Here is a 16,084-nt window from a genome sequence, read left to right as displayed (position 1 = left end):
AGAATAGCGCTCCCCTTTTCAGGGAAGCGCTTTTCACATATTCTGCGACTATTTAATTTAACCTTAACCTTGCAGCATTTTACTGCTTTGCCGGTACAAACCCGGCATCCTTGGCATCTTTTTCTGAACAGAACATTTCTTCAGCTACAGTATTCTCAAAATCACGCTGTCCTGGCATATGGTAAATCTTATTACCTTTGGAATTTATATTTCCTTTAATTTTACAACTTGCGTCATTTTCTGACATGCTCAATCTATCTTCTTCTACAGTAGATTTATTTTCATCGTTTACTGCAGCATAGTACACCTCTTTATTGTAGCCTCGATTCGTTACATAATCCTCAACAGACCAAATGCCGATCGCATTATGTTGGGCCGTTTTTTGAATGGATTTAAACCAGTCGACATGTTTCGTATTTGGATCATAAATATAAGCTACCCGTACAAGTCCGCTTTTCAATAATTGTTCTTGAACGCTAATGCCCTCTTTCGTATAAATATAGGCTAGCAAACGTTTGTATTTATCACGGTACGTTACATCAAATTCGACATAAACAGAATCTTGTCCAGCTAATAACTGCTTTAGATACTCTTTTGCTTCAGGTCCAAACGGTTGTTCACCTAATGTTTCATGATTTGTTTCCGGCGCGTCTATAAGAAGCAGACGTACTTTTTCTGAACTGCCGTTATATTTAATCCGTATTGTATCACCGTCAATGATGTCCTGCAGTTCGTACTCTTCGAAATCGCTTATATCATATTTCGTTGCAGTCTCTTTCGAAGAAGCTGCAATTCCTTGAATTGTATTGGTTTCACTAGTAGTAGCTGTATTCGTTTCCTCTGTACATCCACTTATTAGTAGTGCAGAAAAAAACAAAGCCATAATTATCTTTTTCAAATCTCTATCCTGCTTTCTTAACCTGCTATAAAATAAACTACGGTGGTTCAATTCATACTGTAGTCTTAACTAAATATTAAATATAGTACAACGGCTAAAATAATCGTCCCACTCGTAATCAATGTTTTAATATCTTTGTCACTCATATTCTGTACCTCTCTTCTATTACGTATAATCCATTTTATCATTATTGAACACATAAAAAAATCTTCAGCCTAAAAAACCGAAGATTGTAATTTTTTATTAAATTACTTCTTTTAGATTTCTTTATTTGCCTTTGGGTTCGGCCCCAGCACGATCGGTGGGATATCTGCAAATGTTCCGCCTTCTTCTTCCAGATCACGCATTCGGTGTGCCAGGCGAGATGCTGCACAAGCCGCGATACTTCCAACTAGATCGTCTAGAAATGTATTTACCGATTCGCCCGCTTTTGTATCAAGCTTTTCAATGATTCCAATTTTTTGCTTATCCAAATGACCGAAAGTTGTTACGGCAATACTTCCATACGTAAATACTGACCCCAATGCCAATGTTTCATCAACGCCAAACAGCCCTTCATCAGCCTCGATAATTGCTTGTAGCGGTGCCGACAGCATTCTTTTCTCTGCCAGTTCATCAAGCTCAATTCCGACTAGCACAGCATGTTGTACTTCACGTTTATTTAATACACGAACAACCGATTGAATGCAGTGTTCGATCGTTAAACCTTCATTATATGGTGACTGCATCGTAAACACGATTTCAGCAATATCTTCAATTGTTACATGACGACGTTCCAACGCGTTATAAGTAGCTTTTGTCACTTCGTCAGAGTGTACGCGAATATTTTTATTATGCATAAGAAATCCTCACTTCTATTTATTTTAAGTATTTATTTCTCGTCTTCTTTCTATATATTACACCTTTATTTTCCTATATGATACAATTTTACATACATCAAAATACAGGGGTGACAACATTGGAGAGAGGCACAGTAAAAGACGTTGCTTTTTTTAGCAATGCATTAAACGAGGAGCTGGAGTTATTAATTTATATTCCAGCAAATTATTCCCCATTATATGAATATAACATTCTAATTGCGTCCGATGGTAAAGATTACTTTCAGCTAGGAGGCATTCCGCGCCTTGCTGATGAACTGATTGATGGCTATCTAATCGAAAATACAATCATTGTTGGTGTGCCATACAAAAATTACGAAGATCGTAAGCGAAAGTATACACCAGCAGGGGATCAATTTGAAGCGTATATGCGGTTTTTGGCACATGAGCTCGTGCCTTATTTGGATGACGAATTTTCAACTACACAAGTTGGCGGCGGACGTGCATTAATAGGTGATTCTATGGCTGCAACCATTTCATTAATGACTGCAATCCATTATCCAAATATTTTCGGGAAAGCCATTTTACAATCACCTTATGTAGATGAGCTTGTATTGCAGGGAGTTAAGGATGCGAAAAACGTCGATATTCTTTCGTTGTACCATATTATCGGTCTACAGGAAGATCAGGTTTCATTAAAGGACGGCACGGTCAAAGATCTCTTAACACCGAACCGTGAGCTGCATCAACTGTTCGTTCAACATGGTATTGATACATTCTATGAAGAATTCAATGGAAATCATACATGGACTTATTGGAAACCTGATTTAAAACGTGCACTAATTGAAATTTTCGGATAATACGGTATGTTGGAAATGTTTATTCACAAATTTTTCTGTTATACTTATAACAATTACGCCTTGGTGTGGCTGTATCTAGATTTTTGTTAGTATAAATAGTTGTATAAAATCTATGCCATTTACAGGACGTCTTACCTTCATTTAGCACGGTGCTAAATGATATTATAAAATTTTTAGGGGGTAATGAATTTGAAATATGGTATTGTTGCTTTTCCATCTAAAAAATTACAAGATTTAGCGAACACTTATCGCAAACGCTACGACCCGCACTATGCTTTAATCACACCTCATATTACGCTCAAAGATGCGTTTGATGCGGATGAAGCTGAAATCGGAGAAATCTCCAAGCATTTGCAGGAAGTGGCATCAAGGTTTGCACCTTTACAAATTCACGCCTCACGAATCAGTTCATTTTATCCGACGACGAATGCCATTTACTTCCGTGTTGAGCCAACACCACAGTTGGAAAATATTCAAAAGTCAATTCAGGAAAAAATTAATTTTGGTGCGCCAAAGCATGTGTTTGTGCCACATATTACAATTGCACAAAAAATGAGCGCTTCCGAGCATGATGATATTCACGGCCAGTTGCGTATGGTTGGAGTAGATGAAAAAGATTCGATCGATCGTTTCCACTTGCTTTACCAATTGGAAGACGGCTCATGGACAACCTATGAAACATACAAATTGACTGGAGCTGAGTAATACGTGTTTGAAGTAAAACTAGTTACAACCGACGAAGACCGCGAACGTGCATTTGAACTACGTAAAGAAGTATTCGTCAAAGAGCAAGGGGTTCCACTGAGTTTGGAATTAGATGAATATGATGAAACAGCCACTCATTTTTTAGTAAATGAAGGTGAAAATTCAATTGCTACAGCACGTCTTCGGGAAGTCGAACCGAAAGTCGGAAAAGTTGAGCGCGTTTGCGTATTGAACAATTATCGCGGTAAACGACTTGGCGCATTAATTATGGAAGCTGTTGAACAATATGCAAAAAAAGCTGCGTTTGAAAAGCTTAAGTTGAATGCCCAAAGCTATGCAATTCCTTTCTATGAAAAGCTGGACTACACTGTCACTTCTCCGGAATTTATGGATGCAGGGATTCCACATCGCGCTATGGAAAAGAAAATCTAATTCTTTAAAACTAATAAAAGGAGAAAAACATCCATTTTCCGCCGGAGAAAATGGATGTTTTTCGTATTATTACGCCACTTTTAACGTTCCGATTTACTTCATCATTTTCTCGATTTTTGAAAAATCCAAAGATTTACCGTCTTGAATGATTGATTGGACAATTTTGTCTTCAAGTTCACTCGTAATCGGTTTATTTGCAAGGCGGCTCACCTTTTTCACGATTTTCCGAACTTGTTTTTCATCCGAGAAATCTGCATACGTCAATGCATTGGCAAGAGTCATAATTTCATCGAAATCAACGCCGGTTTTGCGCTCCACTTTTTTAAAAAACGAACGATCCATACTGTTTGCTTACCTCCCTTAAATAAATACGCTACCAACGATGATAAGTAAAATAAATAGTACAACGATCAATACGAATGTACTACTGTTATTACCCCCGCCATAGCCTGAGGAACCATAATCGCAACCACCTTGTTGCCAACCTTGTTGCTGCCAACCATATCCAGACATACTTATACCCCCCTTTCTATTTTGTAGTGTATGCAAACACTCAAAAAAAAGGAGGGTATTCGTCTAATCTACTTTTCCTTTAGGCTTAAATATTACTGCCGCGATAAAGCCAAACAATATTGCTGCGCTAATTCCGGAGCTCGTCACCTCGAACATACCTGTCAACAGACCAATCCAGCCATGTTTTTCAACTTCAGCCATTGCACCATGTGTCAATGAGTTCCCAAACGAAGTAATCGGAATTGTCGCACCGGCCCCAGCGAAACTTATTAAGGGTTCATATAAATTAAGTCCATCTAAAATTGCCCCTACTACTACTAAAATGGACAATGTATGACCAGGTGTCAGCTTTCCTACATCCAATAATAACTGACCAATTACACAAATTAATCCACCTACGACAAATGCCACTAAAAATGTAAAGCCGATTGTAATCACCCCATCCCGATTTCAATTGCATGTGCTGTGCACGGAATTGACTCACCTTGTTGAAAAGAAAGCGGCGATAAAAGTGCTCCTGTCGCCACCAATAATACGCGTTTGTAACGACCAGTTTTAAATTGTTCCATCATATAGCCGCTATAGACTGCTGCAGAACAACCCGCCCCACTCGCTCCTGCCAAAAATGCTGTATCTTCTCCGTAAAATTCAGCCCCGGCATCACGGAATCTTGATAAATCTTCTTTTTTTACACCACTTTGGGCAAACATCGCAATTAAAATTTTTAATCCAATTTTCCCTAAATCACCAGTCATAATGACATCGTAATCCTGAACCGTTTGTGAACGTTTTTTTAAATGTGCCTGAATCGTATCAAATGCTGCTGGTGCCATTGCTCCACCCATATGAAATGGATCTGTTGCTCCGTAATCAATTACTTTTCCGATTGTTGCGGCTTCTACATACGGAAGCTTCGGCTGATGTTTGCCAACCAATACAAATCCTGCTGCTGTTACGGTCCACTGAGCAGTTGCAGGCTTTTGACCTCCATAATCTACCGGATAGCGAAACTGGCGCTCGACCGAGTTGTGCTGACTAGATGCACCGGCAATGGAAAACTCACTTGCACCCAGTTCTGTCAATAATGAAGCAATAACTATAGAAGAAACCGATGTTGCACAGGCAGAAAATAGACCGATAAACGAAATCGCCAGTTCCCGTGCGGCAAAGTTTGTAGGCGTCATTTGATTAACTAAGTCCCCGCCCAATAAATAATCAACATCCAAATTGTTTAAGTTCGACTTTTTCAAAATGATTTGACATGCTTCAGAAATAAGCATGGCATTTCCTTTTTCATTCGAATCTTTTTGCCACCGTTCGTCGGTCGATATTTTATCAAAATACGTTTGAAAGACACTCCGCTTTTCCAAAGGTCCTACTACAACACCAGAAGAAAGAATGGATGGCTTTGACTTAAAAACTATTACCACGAAACGACACCTACCGATACCAGAATTAATTTAACCAATGTCACAAAAAAGGCCGAAACGACCCCAAACAAAATAACTGCACCTGCAAGTTTGAACATATTACTGCCGACACCTAATACAAATCCTTCCGATTTCCCTTCAATAGCTGAAGAAACAACAGCATTACCGAACCCCGTTACGGGAACGGCACTACCAGCTCCGGCAAATTGGCCAAGTTTTCGATATAGTCCGAACCCTGTCAGGAGCATGGCGAGAAATACCATTGTTGCCACTGTTGGATTGCCTACAGTTTTTTCCGTAAAATCAAAAAACATCATATAAAAAAAGGAAATAGCCTGTCCTACACAACAAATAATACCGCCAACAACAAATGCTTTTAGACAATTAATGGCAAGAGGTGTTTTCGGTGAAATTTGTTCTTTTAACGTATTGTATTGTTGCTCTTTCAAGTTACGTTTCCTCCTTAGCAAGCTTTTTAAGCTCATGCAATTCTTTCAGCATTTTTTTCTGGTTATTTTCCTCCATTAATTTGGTCGATTCCCAGAACATTTTAAAATCTGATGAAACGTTGACTTTACTATCGGAAAATTTATCTTCCAACTTTTTTTTCCAATCTTTTTCAATTTTTTCGCGATTCCATTTTTTAAATGGTTTTAATTGCATAGCGACAAATAATTCATCTTCAAATACTAAAAGATTAGCCTGTTCTATTGCATCATCTTCTTTTAAAAGCTTTTCTACTTCCTGCTGATTTTGTACATTATCTGTCATTGAATACGTTGCAACTTTCTCTCGGTCATTGCAGCCTGCAAGAATAAAAAGCAAACTCAATGCCATGAATGCCTTCCGCATATTAGTCCCCCTTTTGTCCATTTTTCTCCAAGTATAACCGTCCGTATTTTGAATTATTCATCTTGCATAGAAGTTTGGGGAAACCTGTTCATTCGCCCGATTCCTTTGATAACCGATTCATATTATTAGTAAGAGTTAAGAATACCGGAGGTGAAAAATTATGGGTTGTGGAAGAGGTAATAATGATGTAGGTGGAGCAGGTGAACATCATCACTCACGTGGTTGTGTCTGTGAGGTTGTTCGTGCAATTTTAGAAATTCAAAATGCAGCAGTACAGGATGAATGTAACCGTTGTACAACAAACTGTTTCTTAGAGCCGCTTGGTGGAATCGTTAGCCCGGCGCGATCAAATGTTGACACACGTGTATTTACATTATTAAACAAGGATGGATCACCATTCTTCGCTACATTCAATACACCAAATGGCTCTTGTCATTGTGTATCAATTTATTTCCGTGTTGAAGATGTATTTGATGGCTGCTGTGCAACACTACGCGTTCTTGTACCGCAAGATGACAATGGGCATACAGTTGATTTACTAAACGACTACGGAACTGCTATTGATTTCCGTCAAGTATGTAAAGTAACACAATTTGAAGCTTCAGATAGCTGTATCACAGTTGATTTAGATTGCTTCTGTGCTGTTCAATGTATCGATGACGTAGACCTTGGCATTTGTGACTAATTCACAGGAAAAACACATCTCGCGCATATAGCGCGAGATGGTGTATTTTCTATGAAACGTACTAAAAAAGAGGAGCCATTAACGTGGCTCCTCTTTTTTATAAAGTATGATGAATTAACACAATCTCATTAGCTTTAACCCAGCGTTTCGTATCATAGCAATTCAACAATACTTGACTACCACTGATTTTATCGATTGATCCGTGTATTTTTTCGCCAGATTTCAAAATAAACACCAACACCCTTGGCTCTTTCGTCGGCTTCGAAAAATAATGGAGCTGTCGGGCAATAAGCGCATTTTCTATTTTTTCAGTTGCAGGACGTACATAAATTGATGTACTTTCTTCTTCTATTTCGACCCGCTTTTCTTGTATATAAACAGGACTTGCAATAAAAAGTAATGGGTGAATTTCCACATTCCACATCCTTTTTCATACAATATGCAAAGTCTTTTCAAATCGTTCCTTACAGAATCCGGCTAATAAACGTCGTTGCAAGGCCAAGATAAATAATAATACTTGTAACATCATTCAATGTTGTGATAAAAGGTCCTGATGCGACGGCAGGGTCAACACCCAGCTTATGCATTAAAATCGGAATGAACGATCCAGCAAGTGTTGCGACAATAATCGAACAGCAAATCGCTGCGCCGACGAGCAGTCCGATCATTAATGTACCTTTCCAGAAGAAAATGATTCCGACAACAATAGCACCACTTACAATTCCCATAATAAGTCCTGTACTTAATTCCCGAACGATCAGCCTGAATTTACTTTTCCCGCCAATATCCCCTGTTGCAATCCCTCGCACCGCTACAGCCAATGCCTGGGTTCCACTATTACCGGATGTACCGGAAATAAGCGGTATAAATGTTGCTAGCAAGGCGACTTTATCGAGCGTTGCTTCAAAAATCCCCATAAGTCCTGATGTCAGCATTCCTAAGAACAGTAAAATAATGAGCCATGGCAAACGCTTGCCCGCTGCACGTAATGGACCCGCATCATTATCATCCATATCTGCAATACCTGCCAGCTTGGAATAGTCGTCCTCTGCTTCTTCTTCAATAACGTCGATAATATCATCGACTGTAATAATCCCTTGAAGTTCACGGTTCTCGTTAACAACTGGAATTGCCAATAAGTCATAGTCCTTTATTAAGTTTGCGACATTTTCCTGGTCATCCGTTACTTTTACCGATACGACACGTTCGCTCATAATGTCGCGAATATATAAATCACCTTCAGCAACAATCAGTTCCCTTAAAGACATGACACCGAGTAGTCGATGTGCCTGATCCACGACAAAAATATAGTAAATCGTTTCGGCTGTTTGGGCTTCCTGACGCAGTACACGCATTGCCTCACGAACCGTTGCACTTTCTACTACCGATACATATTCCGTCGTCATAATGGCGCCGGCAGTATATTCTTCATAGCCTAAAAGCTCATTAATTTCATCGACCGTTTCTTCATCCATCATTTCCAAGTAATTTTCCCGTTGTTCGGTATCCAATTCATTCAGAATATCTACCGCATTGTCGGTATACATGAAGCCGAACATCGCTGCACCGTATGATGGATCCATCTCATCTAAGTAAGTTTTATATTCGTCATCTTCAATTTCAGTTGTTTCAAAAATAATTGCCATTTCTTGAGGAGACAAGTAACGATAAATAATCTGTCGTATGTCCGGGCCCACCTCTTCATAAAACTGTGCTTGATCATATGGATGGAGTACTAGGAAATGTTCACGGAACGACTCGATATTTTCTTCATCAAGCAGCATTCGCAAAAACGCTTCATCGTACTGGACTTCATCATTTTTTTCCTCTATCATGCTTGCCCCCTCCTTTCAACATTTCATAACGAGTTATTTTATGATTAATTCATATCTCTCGTCAAGGCTAATTACGTTTTATCATTATTTTTTTGTATATACAAAAATTGACCAATGACTACACAAATTCCTTCTCAACAGTATATTCCCATTTTCCCCAAAAATAAAAGATGCCAATGAAATCTTGGCATCTTACATTAGTAAATCAATGTAGAAATCTCTTCTGGCAACTTGCTTTCAAAGTGCACTCTTTCTTTCGTTAACGGATGTTCAAATTCAATGTAGCGGCAATGGAGTGCCTGACGATCAATGAATGTATGAGTACCCCCATATAATTCATCCCCCACTAATGGGTGGCCAATATAAGCCATATGAACACGTATTTGATGGGTTCTTCCAGTATGAAGCTTCAGACGAATATGTGTCATGTTATTTTTACGAGTCAGCACAGTCACATCCGTATGTGCGAATTGCCCGTCTGGCCGGACTTCACGTTCAATAATGCTCGTATCTTTCCGTCCAATCGGAGCGATGATGGATTGCTGATCTTGTACAATGATGCCTTCTGCAACTGCTTCATATTCGCGGTGAATTTGTCCCTTTTTTTGCTGTTCACTCATTAAATGATGGATATGACGGTGCTTCGCTATAAGCATCAACCCGGACGTATCACGGTCAAGCCTTGTCACAATATGAACAGTTGAAGCATGCTGCTGCTGTTCAAAATAGCCATATACAAGGTTTGCAAGCGTATTATTAGGGTGTTCCCGGGAAGGAATTGAGCTCATAAAGGCCGGTTTGTCGACAAGAAGCACTGCCTCATCTTCATACACAACCGCTAATTCTCCTTGTACGGGAATCAGCCCTTCACTTGCTTCTTCTACCGGGAAAATAATCGTCACATCATCGCCTTCTGCCAGCCGATGCCGTACATTTCTTTCTTCGCCGTTAACCAAAATTGCCCCACCATCAAATTTGATAGCAGTCAATGCACGCTTTGAAATGCCCCATTGAGCAATTGCATCACGCAAAAGCTCTTGATCAACCTTATTCGTAAATTGTAATTGAAATCGTTTATCCATATACCCTCATTCTATTCATTCGAGATAAATGAATCGTGCACACGTTCCCAAAACGGGAATGGTCTGAAACGTGCAAACCGCACTTTTTCATTTGCCACATTAAAAGTAATCGATTTTACATCGGTTTCCGTCATGCTAATATGATCGACCGTCATATTAAATTGCTGCTCATGTACGGGTTTTAATACACAGTTATGGTGTGCCGGCAATACTAAAGAAGATCCGACCGTCCGGAAAACGCGGTTATTGATCGATGCCATTTCTGTTATTTGCAAGGCCTGCAATGTCGGATGAATAATCGCGCCGCCTAATGCTTTATTGTATGCTGTACTGCCTGACGGTGTTGAAATACATAAACCGTCTCCACGGAAACGCTCAAAATGTTCACCGTTCAGTTCCACATCCATCACAAGCGTTACGTCCGGTGATTTAATCGTTGCTTCATTCAGCGCAAGAAACGTACTGGAGTCGGAATGCAGGCGATGAACCTGAACTTCCAATAACGGGTATTCCACGACATTGTATTCCTTTTTGGCAATCGATAATACTAACTTTTCTAGCTCTGAAGGTTTCCAATCGGCATAAAAGCCTAAGTGTCCTGTGTGGATGCCGACAAAAGCTGTTTTATCCAAACGGTGCAAATAGCGGTGGAACGCATGCAATAATGTCCCATCGCCACCAATCGAAAGAACAATTTCCGGCTCTTGTTCATCAAATTGTAAACCGAAATCAATTAAATAAGATTTTGCGAGCTCCATCAATTCATTTGATTGGTCATCTCTGCGTGATTGTATTGAAAACTTCATTAGTTGTCACGCTCCTCTTTGTCAGTTGACTTATGGATAGCTGTATTCGTTGCTTCTTTTATTTCACTGAAATATGCCTGCGCCTCTTGAATTTCACTTCTAATTGAGGACATTTCCTCATCTAAACGAAATGCTGCTTCGGCTGCGCTTTGCAATCGATTTTTTATTTCTTCCGGGAAAATCCCTTTATACTTGTAGTTCATGGAATGCTCAATTGATGCCCAGAAGTTCATCGCCAATGTACGAATTTGAATTTCTGCCACGACAACGATGCGACCTTGAATCGTTTCTACCGGATATTCAATAATCATATGGTGTGAGCGATATCCGCTCGGTTTACTATGTGTAATGTAATCTTTTTCCTCGATCACTTTCATATCATTACGCTGACGGATTAGCTCGGTTACTGTTGCAATATCATCAACGAACTGACACATAATCCGTACACCGGCGATATCTTGCAATTCATTTCCTAAACGCGCAGTCGGTTCGAATGGTATCTCTTTATCAAGCGATTTGTCATATATACTAGCAAGTGGTTTTACACGACCTGTAACAAATTCAATCGGCGAATTGGCACTCATAATACCAAATTGCGAACGCATCCCTTTTAATTTAATTTTAAGTTCATCCACAGCTTGTCGATATGGACTCAAAAATACTTCCCACTGCCCCAATTTAAAAACCCCCCAACTAGAAATAGTTCATTTCTGTCACACTATTTCATCAACACGTTGTTTCAAACAATTATACTTCTTGTGAACGAGAAATACACATTTCACACCTAAATCGCGTGAAATGATTCTTTTTCTTGTAATAATTAAGTTAAATGCTATTTATTTAAGAATTCGGCAAATGCCTTTTCGATATTTTCAACAAATTGATCTCCATAGTTGCTGTTGCCTTCAATATTATAAAGTAATCCTTGTAATTCATCAGCAAATTGTTGTAGCGGCAGCAAACCGTCTTCCACTTTCAAGTATGCTTTCTGCTCTGCCAATAACAGCTGTAATAGTTGCGGCCATACACTTTTTGAAAAGCTTAAATAACTGTATGCCTCATTTTCTTCTATGATATATAGAAACGCCTCATTATCCGAATCGACGATCACTTGCCCTGTCGATTGCAATTGGCTAAGTTGTTTCTTTTCATTTAAAATAAAATAGATTTCATTATGTACTACTTCAACATGTTCAATTATATATACGTTTCGCAATGAATTAATCTCCTTTTTCTTTTCATAACCGGAAAATGTCCGATAATAAAATTGATGATTCATCTACCCTTCACATTTTACCATAGGACACTCGATTGGTGCAGAAACGTTTGACTTCTTTAAGCCGTTGAATTTAATTGAAAACTATTAACAAAAAGGACGATGACAATGACACAGCAAATTGAAATAGAATTTAAGAATATGCTAACAAAACGACAGTATGAACAGCTTCTTGAAGCATTCTCCATAAAAAACGAACAAATTATTCGCCAGGTTAACCATTATTTTGATACTAAAGAAAACGATTTAAAACAAATTCACAGTGCTCTTCGAATTCGTGTCGTGGAAGATTCGATTGAATTTACGTTAAAAGAAAAAGCTTCCAAGCACCAGCATTTAGAAACGACAGATTACTTAACAAGTGAGGAAGCAGATCGTATGCTGGCCGGTGAAGGAGTGCCCCCGTATTCTGTAAACGAAAGACTGGCGCTATTTAATATTCCGGTAGGGGAGCTGCACTGTTACGGATCATTGACGACCGACCGGGTAGAAATCCCATACAAAGGCGGTTTGCTCGTGTTTGACCATTCTTTCTATTTGCACTGCGACGATTATGAGGTAGAATATGAGACACATGATGAAGCAGTAGGAAAAGAAATTTTCTCTGAATTTTTAGCACATCATGCAATTGAGCCACAGCCTGCGCAAAAGAAAATTGTGCGCTTTATGATGGCTTTAAACAATCAGAAAGGCTAGGTGCTGTGATGGATATTTCATCGATGAGAACATTGCTTGAACTTCAGGCAATTCAAAATTTAAATACATCCAATCAGTCAAGCTCAAGTGTATTGTCATCATCTACGTCGACTTTATTTTCCGATTTAATGAGCGACATTTTAAACGGACAATCATTATCTAGTTCGCTAAATGGCCTAGGTGATGTGAGCACTTTCCAACAGTTAACGGATTCCGACCAAACTTCTAATTCACAGCAGCAAAAATCGGCTGCTCAAAACTATATCGCATCCTTTTTATTGAACAATTCAACAAACTTAACAAATTTACCGGGGACATTCAATACCCTTTCGGCAAGTAGTGAAGCACCCACAATTGAACAGTATATGACGGATTTCACAAGAAAGACCGACGTAGCAAATTTCTTTGCCGGTGCTGAGACTTATGAAGCAGAAATTGCTGCTGCCGCAAAGAAATACAATTTACCCGAAAAACTGATTACTTCCGTTATTAAACAAGAGTCGAATTTCAATGCCTCTGCAACAAGTGCTGCCGGTGCATCCGGTTTAATGCAGCTCATGCCTGCAACAGCACGGTATTTAGGAGTTTCTGACCGCTTTGATCCTGCCCAAAATATTATGGGTGGTGCAAAATATTTACGCCAAATGCTCGACCAGTTCGATAATAATGTGGAAACAGCCCTTGCTGCGTACAATGCCGGTCCTGGAAATGTTAAAAAATATGGTGGCATTCCGCCTTTCCAAGAAACTCAAAATTATGTTAAAAAAATAATGAACTATATGAGTGTTTAATTTTTTACAGGAACCAGTGAAAATCGGAAGACGAAAACCAAAAGGAATTTTAAGTTGTAATTGTAAATGCTCCTGAAATGCTCTAATTTGGATTTGCTGGAAAATTGATGTGGACACCTATTAAATCAACAATTCCAACATACTTTTAATAGAAGTGAAATGCCCTTCAAATTTTTTGGCAGGGCACTTTATTTGTTAAAATGGCCCTACGTTGCTAGAATGATTGTATCGCCTAAATGAAATTTACATTACTTACATGACATTCATATTTCATATACTGGCAAAGAAAGACACAAAGGAGTATAACTAATGAATCGAAAATATACGATTCCTTATGAGGAACTCGGTGCTGAAAAGCTTTCTGAATTAATTAACGCGTTCTACTCTCGAGTGGCGAAGCATCCTTTATTAATTCCTATTTTTCCTGAAGATTTGACGGAAACAATTCGTAAACAAATACAATTCCAAACGCAGTATCTTGGGGGGCCTAACCTTTTCTCTGAAGAACATGGTCATCCAATGATGCGTGCTAGACATATGCATTTTAAAATTACACCCGATCGTGCCCAGGCATGGCTTGAATGTATGGCAGAGGCGATGGACGAAGTGGGCTTGGACGGGAAATTCCGTGAAGTTTACTATAAGCGTCTCGTGATGACTGCTCACCATATGGTCAACGCCCCAAATGATGAGGAGGGATTTGAGTGAATAATATCCAACTTTTACAGCAACCTGTTGCACCATCCACATGTAATAAACCGATTGAGCTTTATATTTTTATTGACCCCCTTTGCGAAAAAGCATTATCTCTTCAAACGACAATGCGTAAACTGCAAGTAGAATATGGTCATTACTTTACATGTCGATATGTCCTTAGTACGGAACTCTCTGCTCTCAACAGCATGACGAGCCGGATGAAAGGCTGTGTTTCCGGAGCGGAATTGGATATTACACATCCAGCATTACCTTCAATTGCAATTAAAGCGGCTGAACTTCAAGGAAAGCGAGCAGGTTTCCGCTATTTAAACAAAGTTCAAGAAGTAGCGACACTTAATACACGCAATATCAATTCCCATGCGACGTTAATTGAAATCGCCCAACAAGTTAACTTGGATATGGATGAGTTCGTATCCGACTTTGGTTCAAAAGAAGCAGCTCGCGCCTTCCAATGTGATTTATACTTAACACGTGAAATGGAAGTTGAAGAAATTCCAAGCATCGTATTTTTCAATGAATGCATTGAAGATGAAGGCCTGAAAGTAAGCGGTTCTTATAATTATGAAGTTTACGAGCATATTTTAGCAGAATTGCTTGGGGAAGAATTAATTCGCCAACCGGTTCCTGCATTAGATGAGTTATTCGATCGATTCAGCACCTTAACAACAGCTGAAGTAGCCGAAATCTACTCAATCAATGAACAACTGGCAGAACGTGAATTAAAGAAACGCATGCTTCAGCAAAAAGTAGAACGCATCATGACTGACGAAATTACACTTTGGCGTGCAAAAGAACGCACGACCTACTAAATAATTTATAAAACGCACTTATACAATATTTTGACCAGCTATGCATTCATGCAGGGCTGGTTTTTTTGTTTTCCGGAAGTTGTGCGAAGAAGGAATAAGGTAAGTGAGTTCTTTTAGGGTGGTAAGAATAGATATAGGTAAATTTGCCCCTGTGCTCGTTTATACGGCTGCGAATGGAGAACTTACTAGCATCAGTTAGGGAGATTATAAAAGCTGTTGTGAGGGATTCAGAAGCGTTTTTGGATGAAGTGCAGTAGCGCATGTTTTATTCGCCGTTCGGATTGGAAAAGTGGCATTTTTTAGGATTAAATTAGAACGTTTACCTTGGAATGTGGAAAGTTTCGAGTATGATGAGGAATACTTGCCTGATTAAGTAGAACGTTCTCTATTTATTCGTCAATTCAATTGGGAAAGTAGATTCTTTTGAGGTAAAAGTTGAATATTTCCCCTCGTATGTAGAAACTTTTCATTGAAATGTGGAACACTTGTCTGATTAAGTAGAACTCCCTCTCCTTATTAGACAATTTAATCGAGGAAGTAGAATCTTTTAAGGTGAAGGTAAAACGTTTCCCCTGATATGTAGAAACTTTCTATCGGAATGAGTTCTACTTGCATGATTAAGTAGAACTCCCTTTCCCCTTTAACCCGAGAGCACGAATTAGAAGAACAAAACAAAAGAGGCGCCTTATTCTCGAGAAATAAGACGCCTCTTTTTCACAAAGGGGATGGGAGAAATGTTCACGTTCAAACAAAGGGGTGTATGTTTGTTATGTGATTTATTTCACGAGTATTACTCTATCATGGAATAATATTTCTTGCAATGTATCTTTCACAATTTCACAAATTCGTCATATAGTAAGCGTTTCCATTCAAAGAAAA

At 39.0% G+C, this 16,084-nt stretch carries 22 protein-coding genes; 8 read left to right on the top strand and 14 right to left on the bottom strand.

Annotated elements, in window-relative coordinates; genetic code table 11:
• Nucleotides 1-79 precede the first annotated feature (79 nt).
• Nucleotides 80-898, bottom strand: a complete 819-nt coding sequence (locus tag MHB58_RS03995; RefSeq protein ID WP_340734747.1) for a thermonuclease family protein — start codon at nt 896-898, stop codon at nt 80-82.
• A gap of 257 nt (nt 899-1,155) precedes the next feature.
• Nucleotides 1,156-1,737 carry a phosphatidylglycerophosphatase A family protein gene (locus MHB58_RS03990; protein ID WP_008403551.1) on the bottom strand — a complete coding sequence of 194 codons (582 nt, stop codon included), beginning with the start codon at nt 1,735-1,737 and terminating at the stop codon, nt 1,156-1,158.
• Nucleotides 1,738-1,856: 119 nt separating this feature from the next.
• Here MHB58_RS03990 and MHB58_RS03985 point away from each other — a divergent pair, with 119 nt between their 5' ends.
• The 3 genes from MHB58_RS03985 (at nt 1,857) to MHB58_RS03975 (ending at nt 3,713) form a co-directional block, all read left to right on the top strand.
• Nucleotides 1,857-2,576 (top strand): alpha/beta hydrolase, encoded by a 720-nt coding sequence (locus tag MHB58_RS03985; protein ID WP_065216510.1) that lies wholly within the window; start codon nt 1,857-1,859, stop codon nt 2,574-2,576.
• A gap of 189 nt (nt 2,577-2,765) precedes the next feature.
• Nucleotides 2,766-3,281, top strand: a complete 516-nt coding sequence (locus tag MHB58_RS03980) for a YjcG family protein (protein WP_008403553.1) — start codon at nt 2,766-2,768, stop codon at nt 3,279-3,281.
• A 3-nt stretch (nt 3,282-3,284) separates the two neighbouring features.
• On the top strand, nt 3,285-3,713 hold the full coding sequence (locus tag MHB58_RS03975) for a GNAT family N-acetyltransferase (RefSeq protein WP_008403554.1): 429 nt from the start codon (nt 3,285-3,287) through the stop codon (nt 3,711-3,713).
• Between the two features lie 93 nt (nt 3,714-3,806).
• Here MHB58_RS03975 and MHB58_RS03970 read toward each other — a convergent pair whose 3' ends face one another.
• From MHB58_RS03970 to MHB58_RS03945, 6 genes are all read right to left on the bottom strand, one after another.
• On the bottom strand, nt 3,807-4,055 hold the full coding sequence (locus MHB58_RS03970; RefSeq protein ID WP_008403555.1) for a stage VI sporulation protein F: 249 nt from the start codon (nt 4,053-4,055) through the stop codon (nt 3,807-3,809).
• 18 nt (nt 4,056-4,073) lie between these two features.
• Nucleotides 4,074-4,226, bottom strand: coding sequence for a YjcZ family sporulation protein (locus tag MHB58_RS03965; RefSeq protein ID WP_008403556.1), 153 nt, complete (start codon nt 4,224-4,226; stop codon nt 4,074-4,076).
• 63 nt (nt 4,227-4,289) lie between these two features.
• The gene (spoVAE, locus tag MHB58_RS03960) at nt 4,290-4,664 is read right to left on the bottom strand and encodes a stage V sporulation protein AE (RefSeq protein WP_014824604.1); all 375 of its coding nucleotides are present in this window, start codon (nt 4,662-4,664) and stop codon (nt 4,290-4,292) included.
• Nucleotides 4,661-5,656 carry a stage V sporulation protein AD gene (locus MHB58_RS03955; RefSeq protein ID WP_014824605.1) on the bottom strand — a complete coding sequence of 332 codons (996 nt, stop codon included), beginning with the start codon at nt 5,654-5,656 and terminating at the stop codon, nt 4,661-4,663. Before MHB58_RS03955 ends, spoVAE begins: the two co-directional genes overlap by 4 nt.
• On the bottom strand, nt 5,650-6,105 hold the full coding sequence (spoVAC, locus tag MHB58_RS03950; protein ID WP_014824606.1) for a stage V sporulation protein AC: 456 nt from the start codon (nt 6,103-6,105) through the stop codon (nt 5,650-5,652). The genes MHB58_RS03955 and spoVAC overlap by 7 nt, the downstream gene beginning before the upstream one ends.
• Nucleotide 6,106: 1 nt before the next feature.
• Nucleotides 6,107-6,508 carry a YhcN/YlaJ family sporulation lipoprotein gene (locus MHB58_RS03945; RefSeq protein WP_008403560.1) on the bottom strand — a complete coding sequence of 134 codons (402 nt, stop codon included), beginning with the start codon at nt 6,506-6,508 and terminating at the stop codon, nt 6,107-6,109.
• A gap of 160 nt (nt 6,509-6,668) precedes the next feature.
• On the opposite strand from MHB58_RS03945, the gene MHB58_RS03940 reads away from it, so the two are divergent.
• Nucleotides 6,669-7,193 carry a CotY/CotZ family spore coat protein gene (locus MHB58_RS03940; RefSeq protein WP_008403561.1) on the top strand — a complete coding sequence of 175 codons (525 nt, stop codon included), beginning with the start codon at nt 6,669-6,671 and terminating at the stop codon, nt 7,191-7,193.
• 97 nt (nt 7,194-7,290) lie between these two features.
• On the opposite strand, the gene MHB58_RS03935 is transcribed toward MHB58_RS03940, so the two are convergent.
• The 6 genes from MHB58_RS03935 to MHB58_RS03910 all read right to left on the bottom strand — a co-directional run bounded on the left by MHB58_RS03935 (nt 7,291) and on the right by MHB58_RS03910 (nt 12,132).
• Nucleotides 7,291-7,617 carry a 4-diphosphocytidyl-2C-methyl-D-erythritol kinase gene (locus MHB58_RS03935; protein ID WP_340734746.1) on the bottom strand — a complete coding sequence of 109 codons (327 nt, stop codon included), beginning with the start codon at nt 7,615-7,617 and terminating at the stop codon, nt 7,291-7,293.
• 40 nt (nt 7,618-7,657) lie between these two features.
• A complete protein-coding gene (mgtE, locus tag MHB58_RS03930) occupies nt 7,658-9,028 on the bottom strand; it encodes a magnesium transporter (protein WP_014824608.1) in 1,371 nt (456 codons plus the stop codon).
• Between the two features lie 197 nt (nt 9,029-9,225).
• On the bottom strand, nt 9,226-10,110 hold the full coding sequence (locus MHB58_RS03925) for an RluA family pseudouridine synthase (RefSeq protein WP_014824609.1): 885 nt from the start codon (nt 10,108-10,110) through the stop codon (nt 9,226-9,228).
• An 11-nt stretch (nt 10,111-10,121) separates the two neighbouring features.
• The gene (locus tag MHB58_RS03920) at nt 10,122-10,916 is read right to left on the bottom strand and encodes an NAD kinase (RefSeq protein WP_008403565.1); all 795 of its coding nucleotides are present in this window, start codon (nt 10,914-10,916) and stop codon (nt 10,122-10,124) included.
• Nucleotides 10,916-11,593: a GTP pyrophosphokinase gene (locus tag MHB58_RS03915; protein WP_008403566.1), complete on the bottom strand. Its 678-nt coding sequence runs from the start codon at nt 11,591-11,593 to the stop codon at nt 10,916-10,918. The genes MHB58_RS03920 and MHB58_RS03915 overlap by 1 nt, the downstream gene beginning before the upstream one ends.
• A gap of 155 nt (nt 11,594-11,748) precedes the next feature.
• A complete protein-coding gene (locus MHB58_RS03910; RefSeq protein ID WP_008403567.1) occupies nt 11,749-12,132 on the bottom strand; it encodes a UPF0738 family protein in 384 nt (127 codons plus the stop codon).
• Between the two features lie 168 nt (nt 12,133-12,300).
• On the opposite strand from MHB58_RS03910, the gene MHB58_RS03905 reads away from it, so the two are divergent.
• The 4 genes from MHB58_RS03905 to MHB58_RS03890 all read left to right on the top strand — a co-directional run bounded on the left by MHB58_RS03905 (nt 12,301) and on the right by MHB58_RS03890 (nt 15,205).
• Complete coding sequence (locus MHB58_RS03905; protein WP_008403568.1) at nt 12,301-12,888, top strand: CYTH domain-containing protein; 588 nt, start codon at nt 12,301-12,303, stop codon at nt 12,886-12,888.
• 23 nt (nt 12,889-12,911) lie between these two features.
• Nucleotides 12,912-13,679 carry a lytic transglycosylase domain-containing protein gene (locus tag MHB58_RS03900; RefSeq protein ID WP_340734745.1) on the top strand — a complete coding sequence of 256 codons (768 nt, stop codon included), beginning with the start codon at nt 12,912-12,914 and terminating at the stop codon, nt 13,677-13,679.
• 309 nt (nt 13,680-13,988) lie between these two features.
• Entirely contained in the window at nt 13,989-14,387 is a 399-nt protein-coding gene (locus MHB58_RS03895; protein ID WP_008403570.1) for a globin domain-containing protein, read from the top strand.
• The gene (locus MHB58_RS03890) at nt 14,384-15,205 is read left to right on the top strand and encodes a DsbA family protein (RefSeq protein WP_008403571.1); all 822 of its coding nucleotides are present in this window, start codon (nt 14,384-14,386) and stop codon (nt 15,203-15,205) included. The genes MHB58_RS03895 and MHB58_RS03890 overlap by 4 nt, the downstream gene beginning before the upstream one ends.
• Nucleotides 15,206-16,084 lie beyond the last annotated feature (879 nt).

The sequence above is a fragment of the Solibacillus sp. FSL K6-1554 genome, assembly GCF_038005185.1.
Lineage (GTDB): Bacteria > Bacillota > Bacilli > Bacillales_A > Planococcaceae > Solibacillus > Solibacillus silvestris.
Note: the sequence above shows the minus strand (reverse complement) of the source record. Positions and strands in the feature narration are given on the sequence as shown.